We start from the raw sequence: 14,886 nt of genomic DNA, 5'->3' as shown, positions 1-14,886 counted from the left end.
AGGGAGCAAGATGCTCCCACTCCAGTAATACCACTCAGATTGAGGGAGTGCGGGCATCTTGCCCGCTAGTTCAACCCATTAACCCTAATTAAAAATCCAGGGAGCAAGATGCTCCCACTCCAGTAATATCACTCAGATTGAGGGAGTGCGGGCATCTTGCCCGCTAGTTCAACCCATTAACCCTAATTAAACTGGCTCTTTTTTCCTTCAGAAGAGAGGGCTAGGCGAGGCCGTTTCAGGGGTTGGCCTTGGATTAAACGCAACAGAAAACGACCGAAACCATGGATATAGGTAAACAAAGTAGGGACAACCACCAGCGTTAATAACGTTGCCGTCGTCATCCCGCCAATTACAGAAATAGCTAGGGGCGATCGCACCTGAGAGCCTGCCCCTAACTCTAAAGCAATCGGGGTCATCCCCGCAATCGTCGAGAACGTAGTCATAAAAATCGGTCGCAGACGGGAGACTCCGGCAGAAATAACCGCCGGTTTCAGGCTCATGCCTTCCTCGCGCATGTTCGCCAAGGAACAATCCACCAACAAAATCGCATTTTTAGTCACCAATCCCATCAGCAGGACAATCCCAATCAGAGCAAATAATCCCAACTCCTTTTGGGTAATCATCAGCGCCACAAGAGCGCCACCGACAGATAGGGGCAGAGCCGCCATAATCGCGGTCGGATAGATAAAATTGTTATACAACAGAACCAAAATCGCGTAGATTCCCAGAACAGCCAGCCCCAGAGAGCTGGCAAAGCGGGAGAAAATATCGCGCATAATCTCCGCATCTCCAGAGGGTTGCTGTTGCACATCTGGAGGCAGATTGGCCTCTAACCACTCATTAATCGGCTCCATGGCTTGTCCCAGGGATAGCCCTTGTAAATTCCCTTCTATGGACACTTGACGCAGGCGGTCAAAGCGGTCAATTTGGGAGGGGCCGCTACCGATGTGGATATCCGCCACGGCCATCAGGGGAACGACTCCCCCATTTTGGCTGGGAACGCGCAAATTCCGCAGGGTTTCCATATCATTACGAGATTCGGTAGCAATTTGGACACGGATGGGAATTTGGCGATCGGGCAGATTAAACTTCGCCAGGTTAGCATCATTATCGCCAATCGTCGCTAAAGAGGCTGTGCGGGCGATCGCCTCCACCGAGACCCCCAAATCTGTCGCCCGTTTCGGGTCTGGAGTAATCAACAACTCCGGTTTCACCAAACTGGCACTAGAGGATACCTCTACTAAGCCTGGAAGACCCCGCATAAAACTCTCCAACTGATCGGCCGTCCTCTTCAGAGATGCTGGATTTTCACTATTGAGAACCACCGATACATCCTTAGTATTCCCCGCCGCACCTTGGGACTGGAAACTCACCCTAGCTCCCGGAATTTGCACAAACTTCTCGCGCATCTCCTGTTCAAATTCTTTTTGGGACACCTCCCGCTCTTCTTGGGGCAACAGATTAACCGTAATTAACCCTTCATTAATCCCCGAATCTCCCTCACCCGCACTAGCCAAAGCACTCTTAAAGGCGGGATGCTCTTGCAAAATTGCGGTCGTTTTCTGCATTACCTGGTCAGTCAACGCCAGGGGAGAGCCTGGAGGCAACTCCACCGTTACCCGACTTAATCCCCGGTCATACCCCGCAAATAATCCTGTCGGAATCAGGGGAACCAATTGCAACGATCCCATAAACAAAGCTACAGCAACGATTAGGGTAATGATGCGATGGGACAGGGCCCAACTGAGAATTCGGCGATAGGGATGAAAGGTGTGTTGACCCCAACGAAAGCCCCGATGGGCCAAATGGTCATCTAAGGAATGGTGATTGGGATCGGAGTTATCCAAGGATGGCCCATCTTGGCTGGGCGAACGGCCGTTCGCCCCTACATCGCCCCTTACTTTCTTTCCTTTCAACAAGTAGGCAGCCAACATGGGGGTCATGGTTGTAGCCACCAAGGTCGAGAACATGGTAGAGACGGCTACCGTGAGGGCAAAGGGTTGGAAGAATTTACCGGGAATGCCGCCCATAAAAGCAACGGGGAGAAACACCGCCACAATAGTAGCTGTGGTAGCTAAGACGGCTAACCCAATTTCATTGGCTGCATCGAGGGCTGCTTGAAAAGGACGTTTACCCATCTGAATATGCTGGGTAATATTTTCAATCATACAGATGGCATCATCTACCAAGTTCCCCATGGAGAGGGCTAGACCGAGCAGGGTCATGTCATTGAGGGTATAGTCCAAGGCTCTCATGACGATGAACGTGGGAATAATGGAGAGGGGTAAGGCTACGGCTGTAATTAGAGTCGCTCGCCAATCTTTTAGAAAGATGCCGACGGTAACCACCGTTAGCAGTGACCCTAAGACAAGAGCATCAATGGAGGCTTGATAGGAGAGGCGAGTATAGTCAGCGTTAGTGAAAATCAGTTCGAGTTGGATGTCTGCGGGTAGGGTTTCCCGCAGTTGAGCGACTTTTGCCTGAACTCCTTCTTCTACACTGACTAGAGTAGACCCGCTACTGCGCCAGACGGAGAAGCCCACAACCGGAGCTTGTTGTACCTCTGGATTTCCTTTAATGGTTAACCGGGAGAGCTGGCGGGGTTCGGCAAATCCATTGTGAACTTCTCCTAGACTGGTGAGGGGGACAGCTTCGCCACTGGGGAGAACGATGCGATAGCTTTTCAGGGTGTCTAGGGTTTGGGCGCTGCCTAGGGTACGGATGCTTTTTTCTGTGCCGCCGGTTTGCGATCGCCCCCCAGGGAGGTTAATGTTAAAGGCGCGGATTTGTTGGTTGACTTCACTAGCCGTAATTCCCAAGGCTTGCAACCGTGCCGGATTCAGGTCGATACGGATTTCTTCATCCACCCCTCCAATGCGGTCTACTCTAGCTACACCCTGAATGGAGAGCAGGGCGCGGGTAATGTCCCGGTCTACCAGGTCACTCAGTTCTTCCACGGAGCGCTTGGGAGAAGTCACCGCATAGCTGATCACCGCTTGACCGATAAAGTCCACTTTTTGAACGATGGGGTCTTCGATGTCTTGGGGCAGGGTTTGCCGAATTTGGGCGATCGCATTGCGAACGTCGTTAGTAGCTGTGTCGCTGTTTACATTCAGTTCAAAGGCAATACTGGTGCTGGACTGACCATCGGTTACCGTCGAGCGAATATCATCGACTCCTTCTAGGGAGGCAACGGCATCTTCGACTTTTTTGGTCACTTCGGTTTCTAGTTCCGTGGGCCCGGCTCCCGGTTGCACAATGGTAACGGAAACAAAGGGCACATCTATATTGGGATTTTCATCAATGCCCAATTGGGTAAAGGAAAAGAAACCGACGATTCCTAAAATCAGGAATAGAACCAGGGTGGGGACGGGTTTGTGAATTGACCAGGAGGAGATTTTGAAAGACATTTCCGTTGGAGGGAATAGGGAATAGGGAATAGGGAATAGGGAAAACCAGGTTTTTCCCTTTCCTTAGACAGTCTATAAAGGGCTAGTTGACGGTGGGATTAAGGGCGGTGCTGTCTACGACGCGGACGATATCGCCTTCGTTGATAAATCCTGCACCGAGAACGACGATGCGATCGCCTAAATTCAGGCCTTGTTTAATTTCTACTTGGGTGGAGTCTCCCCCCAGGGTAGAGCCGACTTCGACTGTGCGGGCGATCGCCTGATTATTTTCATCCACTTGATACACAATAGCGTTGCCATCAGCTTGGGGTTGTATTGCTTCAGCCGGAATCACCAACCCTTGCACCATTTGCGCCGTAATACTCCCTTGTAAAAACATCCCCGGTCGCAACACAGTAGACGAAGGCAAATCAACCTTCACCGTCGCTTGGCGAGTATTGGCATCCACCAGGGGCGAAATTTCTCGAATTGTGCCCTCAATATTAATCCGACTATCAGCATCCGAGGTTAAGGTCACCGGGGCCCCAATAGTCACCTGACTCAGTTGAGTTTCGGGGATTTTCAGTTCCAATTCCAGAGCGCCCTGATTAATAATCCGAAATAGGGGCGTTTGCGGACTGGCCAAATCTCCCACCCGTGCTGTTCGTTCGCTGACCCTACCACTCGATGGCGCAGTTACTTGGGTTTGAGCCAGATAGGTTTTCTGTTGTTCCACCCTAGCTTGTTGGCTTTGCAGTTGGGCTAAAGCGGTATTCACATTCGCCGTCATGCTGCTGATGGTAGCTTGGGCGCTGTTCACATTGGCTGTCGCACTGCTAATTCTGGCGTTTGCGCTATTCACATTGGCTTTAGCCACTTGCACCGCTTCCCTAGCATTTTTAGTTTTCGTGCGGCTTAAATCTACTTCTTGGGTACTAATAGCGCCTTCTGTGGCTAAAGTTTCCGAGCGCTCCAAGTCCCGTTCCGCTTGTTCGAGTTCCGCTTGCGCTTGGGCTAAAGAGGCGATCGCCTGTTGCTTGCCCGCTTCCGCCTCCGTTTTCGCCGCCAAAGCCCCTTGCAGAGCCGATTTCGCCTGCTCCACCGCCGCTTGACGCTCTTGCACCACCGCCCGACTCGCTTCTACATCTGCCAGGGCTTGACTAATTTGGGTTTGCAGAACTGAATCATCTAAAACCACCATTAATTGTCCTTTTTCCACCCAATCCCCCTCATCCACCAAGACTTGGCGAATTTGCAAGTCCATCACCTGGGGAAGAACCGGTAACAAGTCATAAGCATCTACCGTCCCCGTCGCCGTAAATGTGCGGGGAATTCTCGCCAGGTCTACCGTTGCCAGGGTAACCGTTTGCACTGGTTCGGCCGATTGAGAAGCCGCCACCGGTTGCACGGGAGTGGGTTCAGAACGATTTAGGGTATTGAAGGCATAGGTTGCCAATGCGCCAACTGCTAGGCCAATGCCTACACCCAATAGTAATCCCGGTTTTTTCTCCTCGTTCTTTTCAGGAGTTATCTCTTCAGTCATTGGAGTTTCTTGTGCTTCCGTTGGTTTCGATGAATTGTCAATCTCGCTGACTGGCTTTTCACTCATGTATCCCTCCGATTTGGATGCTTTGGGTCTAGGCGTTGGCCTTGCCTATGAATGGGTAGTCTTTATCTCTTCTTTATATTATTACGCATTGTTAAGCTTGTGGGATAACTTTTGCTGCAAATTCTGATTCCTCCTTTCTCCCTGAAGGGTAAAGGCTGTCCAGAGGTAGGGCAGTCGGTATTCTTCACTATTCCAGAGTTCGAGCGAGTTCGAGATCCCCTTGTTGGGGCTGCGCTTGGGCAATAGAATAGAGTGTCAGCGCTTCTGGATCGCGATTTTTTTTCGATTCCTCGAAGGAGAAATCGGCCCCTTTGCCACAGCATTTCATCGGGTTTGGCTTGCCACCATTCTTTTAAGTTTATGGAAGGGGTTACAGTATCTAAAACAGAAGTTTTCTTCTAATGATTATTTTTAATCAATAATCAAAACTCTAGGGAGCGAGACGCTCCCACTCCAGTAATATTAAGGGATTCCAGGAGTGCGGGCATCTTGCCCGCTTGTCTTTTCCGATTTTCATGTCCGGTTTCCGCAAGCGGACTTGATATGAAACCCTGATTCTTTTGTTCGCGATAATGCTCCGCATCGCGAAGCGATGGCGGGCTGTAATGGCGGAAATTTCGGCTTCGCGGACATGAAACGTCATAATCTCCCAGTTTAACAGAAGAGGGGTATCAATGAGGTGAACTCGCCCCATCCCCTGCCAGGATCAAGGCTTTAAGTCCCTGTGGGTACTGAGCGCAACAACCGCTCGATAATGACCCTTGCTTGTCGTCCTCCAGCCGGAATCATGCGATGGCACAGCACATGGGGAGCCAAAAATTTGACATCATTGGGGTCGGCATAATCGCGGTTTTCTAAGAAGGCGAGGGCTTGGCTGGCTCGTTGTAGGGCGATCGCACCCCTGGGACTCACCCCCAAGGTAATCTCTTCATCTTCACGGGTTGCTCTGACTATATCGACGATATATTGCTGTAAAGAAGTCTCGACTTTTACTTGCAAGCACTCTTTTTGTAGGGTCTGCACTTCCGAAAGGGAAATACAGGGTTTTAGGCGATCGCCATTTTTTTCGCCTGCATGTTGTTGCAGCATCTTTAATTCTTCTGACTCCGTGGGATAACCCAAGGAAAAAGACAAGGCAAACCGATCCATTTGCGCTTCGGGTAAGGGAAAAGTCCCTTGATATTCCACTGGGTTTTGGGTGGCAATCACAAAAAAGGGAGATTCTAGGGTATGGGAAAACCCATCTACTGTTACTTGCTGCTCTTCCATCACTTCTAAGAGGGCGGATTGGGTGCGGGGAGTAGCGCGGTTAATCTCGTCGGTGAGCAACACATGGGCAAAAATGGGCCCTGGCATAAACTTAAATTCTCCGGTATTGGGATTCCAAATATTGGTTCCGGTAATATCGCTAGGCAGCAGATCGGGGGTACATTGAATCCGTTGAAATTTACCATCAATGGAACGGGCTAAGGATTTAGCTAATAAGGTTTTCCCGACTCCGGGAACATCTTCTAAAAGGGCATGACCCCCAGATAAAAGGGCTACAAGCACCAGACGAATTGGATCGCTTTTACCGACGATCGCTTGATTTAGGTTATCGATTAATTGCTGGATACGCTCTCTCATCCGCTTTGTTACTCCCCAAGTTGATTCTTTTAGGATAGCTGGCTTTCCATTCAGGATAGTCTAGAATACTCCGGTACAATGGGATCTTGCCATGCTACCGAGAAGTGTTCTATGACCTCTGAAAAGCAACCTCTGACGATTAAGCAAATTGGGCTATTGTTCTTAACGGCGATCGCCCTGAGTCTGGTGACTCTCTTTTTGTACAATAGTTGGAGTCAACCCCAGTTTCAAGGTCAGTTAGAACTCTATCAGACCAATCTGATGCTGAATTCGTCTACATGGCAGGGGGAAAATCTAGACCCCCGAACTCAAGGAGCTTTGCGCCAAGCGCTGATTGGGGTTGAACCGGTGTCAACGGCGATCGCCCAATATGAGAATGCTCGCACCGATAGCCAAACTCATCTGGAGAAAACTCAACAGGAATTGATCGCGTTAAAGCAGCAACCGGTAGCGAATCCAACTCAAGAGCAAACCCTACAACTGGCGATCGCCTCTACTGAGGAGTCTTTAGAGAAGATTAATTTGAATTTGGGTCTCTTAAAAACCCAGGTCAATGATGTGCCAGAAGCCCTGCAACTCTGGGAAAAACTTGCCGATAATCCCCAATCTTTAACCGGAGATACGGCAGAGATTTTAATCGGATTATGGCAAGATCCCCCCCAAGTTCTCTCGGATGCCGAGTTAATGCTGGATCTGGAGCTATCAGGATGGTTCCGCTATCAGGGATTGACTCGACTGTATCAAATCCAGGGAGAAGAAGTCGCATTACAGCAGTTAGAAGAGCGGCAACAGGCGATCGCCTTTCAAGGGATTCGGAAACTGTTGATTGTAGCTGGGGTGCAGTCAGTGGGCATATTCCTAGGAACCGCCTTATTAGCCTTCATGGCAGTGCAATGGCTCATTCAACGCAAAAACTCTTGGTTAGCCCAAAATCAGGGAGTGTCCGAAGTGCCTTGGCATTGGGATACTATTCTATTAGTCATCGTTGCGGGCTTTTTCTTCATTGGTCAATTGATTTCCCCGGTCATTTTTAGGGAATTTCTCAGTCTTTTTTCCTTCACCCGTGGCAGTGGAGTTCGCGCCGATGCTCTGATTATTTTGATGTCCTATGTAATTAGCAGTGCTGGAGCATTAGGGGTTTTATATGTAGCCGTTAATCCCTTTCGTCCCCTACCCGCAAACTGGTTTAAGTTTGACTTTCAACTATCGGCTATTGCTTGGGGAATAGGTGGGTTTCTGGTTGCCATTCCCGTGGTGTTATTCGTCTCTTTAATCAATCAAACCCTATGGCAAGGTCAAGGGGGGAGCAATCCTATTTTACCTTTAGCTCTGCAAGGCAATGATTGGGTGGCGATCGCCTGTTTCTCCTTTACCGCATCTGTTGCTGCACCCGTCTTTGAAGAAATTATGTTTCGGGGTTTCCTGCTCCCCTCCCTCACTCGCTATGTTCCCGTGGGGTTAGGGATTATCTTAAGTGGGTTGGTTTTTGCGATCGCTCACCTGAGTTTATCCGAAGTCATTCCCCTCACCACATTGGGTATCATTATGGGATTTGTTTATACCCGTTCCGGTAATTTACTCGCCCCCATTCTCCTCCATAGCTTATGGAATGCAAACACGCTCTTAAGTTTATTTCTCCTAGGTAGTAGCCTCTCTTAATGAGTAATGAGTCAAAAAACTATGGACATTATCGATATTCTCAAAGCAGACTATGAACGCTTTCCGGTGAATCCCACTTATAGTATTTACGCAGAAAATGTGTATTTTAAAGATCCAATGACGCAATTTCGGGGAGGCGATCGCTATCAACAGATGATATCCTTCATGGAACGGTGGTTTCTGAACATCAAAATGGACTTACACCACATCGAGCAAGACGGAAACACCATCAACACTCGATGGACATTGCATTGGAATACCCCCCTACCCTGGAAACCTCGCATTTCGATCCCTGGATCGAGCGAACTAAAAATTAATGAGGAGGGGTTAATTTGCTCCCATATTGATACCTGGGATATTTCCCGCTTAGATGTCTTAAAACAACATATGCCTTTTGGGAAGTAAACATGCCTTTTAGTGCTTATAAAGATTTGAGTGCAGTTCTCAAAGAATTTGAGATCGTCCAAACTCAATCCAATTTCATTCTGGAAACACCCTTTGAAATTTCTCCCTACTTCCGGGAACATTTACAGATTCTTCTAGAAGATGGTGTAGTTGATAATTCAGAATATGCGATCTGTGAAGCCATGATCGCTCCGATTTTGCAAGAAGTCTGGAAGCAGTACCGCAGTAAGTTTATTCTGTGGAGTCATCAAACCCTCAGCTATGAAGATTCGTTATCTGGTATTCCAGAATATATTGTTGCCCAAAAATCACCTTTAGGAAAAAGAGTGTTTGACCGCCCCTATTTTGTGATTGTTGAAGCTAAAAAAGATGACTTTAACCAAGGATGGGCGCAATGTCTGGCTGAAATGATTGCTGCACAGAAAATGAATGAAAATCCGGAACAAGAAGTGTTTGGTATTACCTCTAATGGTGAAGTCTGGAAGTTTGGCAAGCTGAAAAGGAATGGTTTTACGGAAAGTAAAATTTTTTATACGATTCAAGAGTTAGATCGACTCTTTGCTGCCATCAATTATATTTTTCAGCAATGTGAGAGGATAGTCGATGAGCAAGTTATGTAGGGGTGTTCTCAACTGAGAATAGGTTAGTGGATGCGATCGCCGGTAAAACCCGGTAAAGTAAAGAAGTGTAAACTCATTTTCAGAAAAGGCCAAACCCTCCATGCGTGTAATCTTAATGACCGGTAAAGGCGGAGTCGGCAAAACCTCCGTCGCAGCAGCCACTGGCTTACGCTGTGCCGAACTCGGCTATAAAACCCTAGTCCTGAGTACCGATCCCGCCCACTCCCTAGCAGACAGTTTCGATCTCGAATTAGGTCATGAAGCCCGATTAGTCAAACCCAACCTTTGGGGGGCAGAACTCGATGCGCTCATGGAGCTAGAGGGCAACTGGGGAGCCGTCAAACGCTACATTACCGAAGTCCTACAAGCACGGGGTTTAGACGGGGTGCAAGCGGAAGAACTCGCTATTTTGCCAGGAATGGATGAAATTTTTGGCCTCGTCCGCATGAAGCGCCATTATGACGAAGGCAAATATGATGTGCTGATCATCGACTCTGCCCCCACCGGAACCGCCCTCAGACTGCTGAGTATTCCGGAAGTCGGGGGATGGTACATGAGACGCTTCTACAAGCCTTTGCAGGGCATGTCAGTGGCGCTCAGACCCCTTGTCGAGCCACTCTTCAAGCCCATCGCCGGATTCTCCTTACCTAATAAAGAAGTGATGGATGCGCCCTATGAATTTTATGAGCAAATTGAAGAGTTAGAGCGGGTTTTAACCGACAATAAACAAACTTCGGTACGCTTGGTGACTAATCCAGAGAAAATGGTGATTAAGGAATCTTTACGCGCCCATGCCTATTTGAGTTTGTATAATGTTTCGACTGATATGGTGGTAGCGAATCGGATTATTCCTGATGAAGTGAACGATCCCTTTTTCCAACGTTGGAAGGCTCATCAACAGGAATATCGCCAAGAAATTCATGATAACTTTAGTCCGCTTCCCGTCAAAGAAGTTCCTTTATTTTCCGATGAGATGTGTGGCTTGGAGTCTTTGGAGCGCTTGAAAGAAACCCTTTATAAAGATGAAGACCCCACCCAAGTTTATTATGAGGAAAATACGATTCGGGTGGTACAAAATAAGGATCACTATAGCTTAGAGCTATATTTACCGGGTATTCCCAAAGATCAAATTCAGCTCAATAAAACGGGGGATGAGTTAAATGTACGCATTGGTAACCATCGACGGAATTTGGTTTTACCCCAGTCTTTGGCAGCTCTGAAGCCTTCTGGGGCGAAAATGGAGGAAGATTATCTTAAGATTCGGTTTACTGAGATAGCTAAGGCTTAGAATCGAGATTGCTACAGATCCTCAAGGGGGATTTTATGAAAAAATATGTTTGCACTGTTTGCGCCTATGTCTACGATCCCGACGAGGGAGATCCTGACAGTGGGATAGCACCAGGGACAGCCTTTGAAAAAATTCCCGATGATTGGGTTTGTCCAGTTTGTGGGGTGGGTAAAGAGGATTTTGAACCGGAAGATTAATGACTAGCGATCGCATCTTGATTATTGGAGGAGGAGCGGCGGGTTTTTTTGCTGCGATTTCCTGCAAAACGACGAACCCCCAGAGGGAGGTGATACTCCTGGAAGCGGGAAAAACCCTGTTGTCTAAGGTGCTGATTTCTGGGGGAGGCCGGTGCAATGTGACCCATGCTTGCTTCGATCCGGCCACCCTGGTGCAGTCTTATCCTAGGGGAGCTAAGGCGTTGCGGGGAGCATTTACCCGGTTTCAACCCAGAGATACGATCGCCTGGTTTGAGTCCCATGGGGTTTCTCTGAAAACAGAATCTGATGGGCGCATGTTCCCGGTAACCGATGATGCTAGGACGATCGCCGATTGTTTAATTCAAGCAGCCCTAAATTTAGGGGTAGAGATCCACACGCGATCGCCTGTTTTGGGAGTCAATACCAGCGATCGCCTGTTTCGGATACAGGTGAAGTCAGGTCAAGAGTTAGTGGAAATGAGCGGCGATCGCCTTTTACTGGCAACCGGAAGCCATCCAAGCGGATACCAACTTGCTCAACGTCTCGGCCATACCCTGGTTCCTCCGGTTCCTTCCCTCTTTACGTTCAAAATTAATGATGCTGCTCTGCGCGAGTTAAGCGGAATTTCAGTCACCGAAGCGCGAGTCGAATTACCCGACCTGAAATTAAGCCAAACCGGGCCCGTTTTAGTTACCCATTGGGGATTGAGCGGCCCGGCGATTTTGAAGCTCTCTGCTTGGGGAGCAAGAGCATTAAAAAAAACCGAGTATCAAACGCCATTGCGGATTAACTGGTTACCCCAATCTAAGCCCGATGACCTGAGACAGTTGCTGATTAAGGTGAAATCTCAGTTAGGTGCGAAAACCCTATGGGCGAATTGTCCTGTACCGATTCCTCGTCGTTTGTGGCAATACTTACTAGAGAAATGTGGGGTTGGCGATCGCCTCCAGTGGGCACAATTTTCCAAAACACAACTCAATCAACTCGTACAAGCGCTCACTCAAGACACCTATCAAATTAGCGGCAAAGGGGTATTCAAAGAAGAATTTGTCACCTGTGGCGGCATTCCCCTCAAAGAAGTCAACTTTAAGACCTTAGAAAGTCGGTGTTGTCCAGGTTTACATTTTGCTGGTGAAATTTTAGACATCGATGGCATTACCGGCGGCTTTAACTTCCAAAATGCTTGGACAACTGGCTGGTTAGCCGGAAAAGGCGTATTTGAGGGGATTTGATACAGCACTTGACGCTACTGTGGCAAGGGTTGATATTCGATCGCCAGCAGAGTGTTGGGTTCCTGTTCTAGGGATTCTCGTTGTATTTCTTGCAGGCCGATCGCCTGAAAGTGGTCTAATTCTGACAGGGAGAGGGGCCAAGGGGGGCCATCGGGTTCGGTTTCGGTGGCTCGAAGTCGGGTGACGACCAGAAGTGTACCACCTGGAGTGACTAATTTGGCGATCGCCTCCATAGTTTGCGATCGCACCTTTAAGGGTAGAGCTTGAATGGTATAGCATTCAAAGACCATATCAAAACCCTGATGCCAATTTTCCGGGGGTGCGAATACATCGGCCACCTGATAGGTAACCTGAGACTGGGGAAATCGCTGCTTGCACCAGGCGATCGCCGTTTGTGCAACATCAAAAGCTGTGACCTTAAACCCCTGATTAGCTAAGGCTTCAGCATCATCCCCTAAGCCACAACCGACAACTAGAGCCGTTTTACCCGTTCCAACTGTGGAATTATTTTGTAACCAACTTGCCAGTAGGGGATGGGGTTTTAATTTCGCCCAGGGGATCTGGTTTTCTTGCTGATTGGCTTGTTGATAGAGGGGTTCAAACCAGGCATAGGGGGCATGATTATCGATCGCACGATAGGCCATTTCTTGAATTCGCTGACGATTGTCCATGGGTTTAAGGGAGTTTGGTGGCACTAAGATATCTGGCTCGACCTTCAAAAGGTATATCCACGGGAGTATCGAGGGGGGGACGACCTAGGGTGACGCTGAACTCATTGGGTTCTGTCACCATTGCTTGCCAACCATAGGATGCAAAGAGAGCAATGGGGTCATCAAAGCCAGATTTAAAGTATCCCCGATAGGGTGCATAGTCAATGCCAGCTTTTCCGAGCAGATCGCAACCTAACACACTCTCAGGGGCGCTCAAGTCAGATAAGGTCTGGAGGAGGTTATGAACTTCTGGTTCTGTCAGGTACATCAGCAGTCCTTCGAGTATCCATAGGGTAGGCATTTCGGGTTGATACCCTTGTTCTAATAATAGACTTTTCCAGGGTTGGGTGAGGTCTGCGGCGATCGCCTTACGGTTAATCTGAGGTTCGATATCCTGAAAATAAGTCTGTTTAGCTTCAATGACTTCAGGTTGATCCAGTTCATAAAGAGTAGCCTCTTTGGGCCAAGTCAGACGAAAAGCCCGCGCATCCATTCCTGCACCTAAAATGACGATTTGCTTGAGGGGAGGGACAGAGGAGGCGATCAGATCGTCGAGAAAGCGAGCGCGGATGGCTACATATTCATGATCTCTGGCGTGTAGTTTTTCGTCTTTAAAGGCAATTGCCTCTGGAGTGACGAATTGTTGCGCCCAGGGGTCATAAAAGAGGCGATCGGGGCGATCGCTTTCTGCGGCACGAATGGCGGCCATGACTCGTGCGGTAAAGGGTACGAATGGGGTTTTAGAATCGGTTTCGGCAGTCATTATTAATGATTTTTTTTGCTATTATACTGACTCTTCCAGGGATTGATACAGGTATTGTTCTTGATTGACTTCTGCTCTCATGCGCTCTCGCAAGGATAAAGGCCAGAGGACTTCGCCAAAGGGTCGCCAAGCTCTGAGTCTTTGAATAACGTTGATATCGTTGTCTCGATAGTCGGCTTGATAATAGGCATCTTGGGGGGATTTTGACTTGAGGATGGATAAGCAATGGTGTTTTTGAAGATGCGATCGCACGGTTTCATAGCTGATGGGTTTAAAGGTGGCATGGCGATGGGTTCCTTGAATGTAGCGGTCATGAAACTGGCGGTCAAATCGGTATAAAAGGAATTGCTTAGGTTCCCAGAAGTCAAAACCCCAAACACGATCGAGTTCGGTTTCAATATATTCTGGTGTGGGTAAAGTTTGCTGTTGATGGCGATCGCCCAATAGAGTCGGAATATCTGCATCTTCCCAAGATCGCACGGTCATCTTTTCTATCCGTTCTAGGCGATAATTGTACCATTCTCCAGTCCCCTGGGGGGTTGCTCCAAAACCGCACAGGTAGAGAGCGCGACGCACATAATAGATACTGACGGGGTAAATGATGACCGTGCAAATTTTTCCCAATTTGGCGCTGTTATAGCTCAATTCTAGGGGAGGAATGGGGGTTTGTGTCCAGATTTGTTTGAGTAAATTTTGCCAGTCTTCTACCCGGTCTTGCTGACTCTGATGGACGACATAATCGAGATAGAGGAAAAATCGTGGATGACCTCCCAAGGGTTGTAAGAGGGTTTGCACGGTGAGTTCTAAATCGGGATTGATTAAGGGTAGGGTGCAAAGGGGGGAGGCGTTTTTGCTGATGGGATAGCCGAGGGGGGGTTGGCTAACGCGGGAGTAGAGGCGATCTCGACCAGTGAGCCACCCCAGATCCCGGAGGCGATAAAAATCACTTTGCAAGGATCGGCGGGTGACCTGAAAAGGACGCTGTTGTAAATAGTCTTGGATCTGGCTTAAAGAGCATTGTTCTTGTTGGACGAATTGCTCGCACCATAGGGTAATTTCCGATGGACTCAAGGCTTGTAATAACCAGTCTTGGGTGGTTTTGCTACAAGGACAGGTGCGATCGTGGTTATCTGGGAGGCGATCGCTTTTCGGGTGAGAAGCAGTAAACCAAAACTCTCGCCATTCGGGAAAGGTAAACGGATCTTTAATAGAAGGCTCTTCATATAAAACCCGCAAGATTACCCAGAGACGAATCGCCTGTAGGAATGCTGATTTTTGCCGCAAAGCAGCCCTGGCTAAATATTTGAGCAAGATTACGGTAGGAGGAGAAGTCAAGTCAATGTCAATATCCATAAGGTTACCGGAGAATTGGAAGCATCTGTTTCCAG

General features: G+C 48.5%; 13 protein-coding genes. 6 read left to right on the top strand and 7 right to left on the bottom strand.

What is annotated here, in order from left to right; genetic code table 11:
• Positions 1 to 182: 182 nt before the first annotated feature.
• The 4 genes from PMG71_RS23295 to PMG71_RS23280 form a co-directional block, all read right to left on the bottom strand.
• Positions 183 to 3,410 (bottom strand): efflux RND transporter permease subunit, encoded by a 3,228-nt coding sequence (locus tag PMG71_RS23295; protein ID WP_283756131.1) that lies wholly within the window; start codon positions 3,408 to 3,410, stop codon positions 183 to 185.
• An 82-nt stretch (positions 3,411 to 3,492) separates the two neighbouring features.
• Positions 3,493 to 4,998: an efflux RND transporter periplasmic adaptor subunit gene (locus PMG71_RS23290; RefSeq protein ID WP_283756130.1), complete on the bottom strand. Its 1,506-nt coding sequence runs from the start codon at positions 4,996 to 4,998 to the stop codon at positions 3,493 to 3,495.
• 187 nt (positions 4,999 to 5,185) lie between these two features.
• Entirely contained in the window at positions 5,186 to 5,326 is a 141-nt protein-coding gene (locus tag PMG71_RS23285) for a hypothetical protein (RefSeq protein ID WP_283756129.1), read from the bottom strand.
• Between the two features lie 386 nt (positions 5,327 to 5,712).
• Complete coding sequence (locus PMG71_RS23280) at positions 5,713 to 6,624, bottom strand: AAA family ATPase (protein ID WP_283756128.1); 912 nt, start codon at positions 6,622 to 6,624, stop codon at positions 5,713 to 5,715.
• Positions 6,625 to 6,735: 111 nt separating this feature from the next.
• Between PMG71_RS23280 and PMG71_RS23275 the strand changes: the two genes are divergently transcribed.
• The 6 genes from PMG71_RS23275 (at position 6,736) to PMG71_RS23250 (ending at position 12,025) form a co-directional block, all read left to right on the top strand.
• The gene (locus tag PMG71_RS23275; RefSeq protein WP_283756127.1) at positions 6,736 to 8,283 is read left to right on the top strand and encodes a type II CAAX endopeptidase family protein; all 1,548 of its coding nucleotides are present in this window, start codon (positions 6,736 to 6,738) and stop codon (positions 8,281 to 8,283) included.
• Positions 8,284 to 8,304: 21 nt separating this feature from the next.
• Entirely contained in the window at positions 8,305 to 8,688 is a 384-nt protein-coding gene (locus PMG71_RS23270; protein ID WP_347179383.1) for a C6orf136 family protein, read from the top strand.
• A 2-nt stretch (positions 8,689 to 8,690) separates the two neighbouring features.
• Entirely contained in the window at positions 8,691 to 9,308 is a 618-nt protein-coding gene (locus PMG71_RS23265) for a hypothetical protein (RefSeq protein WP_283756125.1), read from the top strand.
• 100 nt (positions 9,309 to 9,408) lie between these two features.
• On the top strand, positions 9,409 to 10,596 hold the full coding sequence (locus tag PMG71_RS23260; RefSeq protein ID WP_283756124.1) for a TRC40/GET3/ArsA family transport-energizing ATPase: 1,188 nt from the start codon (positions 9,409 to 9,411) through the stop codon (positions 10,594 to 10,596).
• Positions 10,597 to 10,631: 35 nt separating this feature from the next.
• Positions 10,632 to 10,793, top strand: a complete 162-nt coding sequence (rd, locus tag PMG71_RS23255) for a rubredoxin (protein ID WP_283756123.1) — start codon at positions 10,632 to 10,634, stop codon at positions 10,791 to 10,793.
• Positions 10,793 to 12,025, top strand: coding sequence for a BaiN/RdsA family NAD(P)/FAD-dependent oxidoreductase (locus PMG71_RS23250; RefSeq protein WP_283756122.1), 1,233 nt, complete (start codon positions 10,793 to 10,795; stop codon positions 12,023 to 12,025). Before rd ends, PMG71_RS23250 begins: the two co-directional genes overlap by 1 nt.
• Before the next feature lie 14 nt (positions 12,026 to 12,039).
• On the opposite strand, the gene PMG71_RS23245 is transcribed toward PMG71_RS23250, so the two are convergent.
• From PMG71_RS23245 to PMG71_RS23235, 3 genes are read right to left on the bottom strand one after another with little or no spacing between them, the layout of a single operon-like run.
• Positions 12,040 to 12,696, bottom strand: coding sequence for a class I SAM-dependent methyltransferase (locus tag PMG71_RS23245; protein ID WP_283756121.1), 657 nt, complete (start codon positions 12,694 to 12,696; stop codon positions 12,040 to 12,042).
• Between the two features lie 4 nt (positions 12,697 to 12,700).
• On the bottom strand, positions 12,701 to 13,498 hold the full coding sequence (locus tag PMG71_RS23240; protein WP_283756120.1) for an SAM-dependent methyltransferase: 798 nt from the start codon (positions 13,496 to 13,498) through the stop codon (positions 12,701 to 12,703).
• 21 nt (positions 13,499 to 13,519) lie between these two features.
• The gene (locus tag PMG71_RS23235) at positions 13,520 to 14,851 is read right to left on the bottom strand and encodes a TIGR03985 family CRISPR-associated protein (RefSeq protein WP_283756119.1); all 1,332 of its coding nucleotides are present in this window, start codon (positions 14,849 to 14,851) and stop codon (positions 13,520 to 13,522) included.
• Positions 14,852 to 14,886: the final 35 nt, after the last annotated feature.

Origin of the sequence: Roseofilum acuticapitatum BLCC-M154 (assembly GCF_030068475.1) — a bacterium.
Taxonomy (GTDB): Bacteria; Cyanobacteriota; Cyanobacteriia; order Cyanobacteriales; family Desertifilaceae; genus Roseofilum; species Roseofilum acuticapitatum.
Note: the sequence above shows the minus strand (reverse complement) of the source record. Positions and strands in the feature narration are given on the sequence as shown.

Coding starts and splice junctions, on each gene's coding strand:
- PMG71_RS23265 (WP_283756125.1), top strand. CDS start 8,691: ATGCCTTTTAGTGCTTATAAAGATTTGAGTGCAGTTCTCAAAGAATTT.
- PMG71_RS23250 (WP_283756122.1), top strand. CDS start 10,793: ATGACTAGCGATCGCATCTTGATTATTGGAGGAGGAGCGGCGGGTTTT.
- PMG71_RS23235 (WP_283756119.1), bottom strand. CDS start 14,851: ATGGATATTGACATTGACTTGACTTCTCCTCCTACCGTAATCTTGCTC.
- PMG71_RS23275 (WP_283756127.1), top strand. CDS start 6,736: ATGACCTCTGAAAAGCAACCTCTGACGATTAAGCAAATTGGGCTATTG.
- PMG71_RS23280 (WP_283756128.1), bottom strand. CDS start 6,624: ATGAGAGAGCGTATCCAGCAATTAATCGATAACCTAAATCAAGCGATC.
- PMG71_RS23240 (WP_283756120.1), bottom strand. CDS start 13,498: ATGACTGCCGAAACCGATTCTAAAACCCCATTCGTACCCTTTACCGCA.
- rd (WP_283756123.1), top strand. CDS start 10,632: ATGAAAAAATATGTTTGCACTGTTTGCGCCTATGTCTACGATCCCGAC.
- PMG71_RS23270 (WP_347179383.1), top strand. CDS start 8,305: ATGGACATTATCGATATTCTCAAAGCAGACTATGAACGCTTTCCGGTG.
- PMG71_RS23260 (WP_283756124.1), top strand. CDS start 9,409: ATGCGTGTAATCTTAATGACCGGTAAAGGCGGAGTCGGCAAAACCTCC.
- PMG71_RS23295 (WP_283756131.1), bottom strand. CDS start 3,410: ATGTCTTTCAAAATCTCCTCCTGGTCAATTCACAAACCCGTCCCCACC.
- PMG71_RS23290 (WP_283756130.1), bottom strand. CDS start 4,998: ATGAGTGAAAAGCCAGTCAGCGAGATTGACAATTCATCGAAACCAACG.
- PMG71_RS23245 (WP_283756121.1), bottom strand. CDS start 12,696: ATGGACAATCGTCAGCGAATTCAAGAAATGGCCTATCGTGCGATCGAT.
- PMG71_RS23285 (WP_283756129.1), bottom strand. CDS start 5,326: ATGAAATGCTGTGGCAAAGGGGCCGATTTCTCCTTCGAGGAATCGAAA.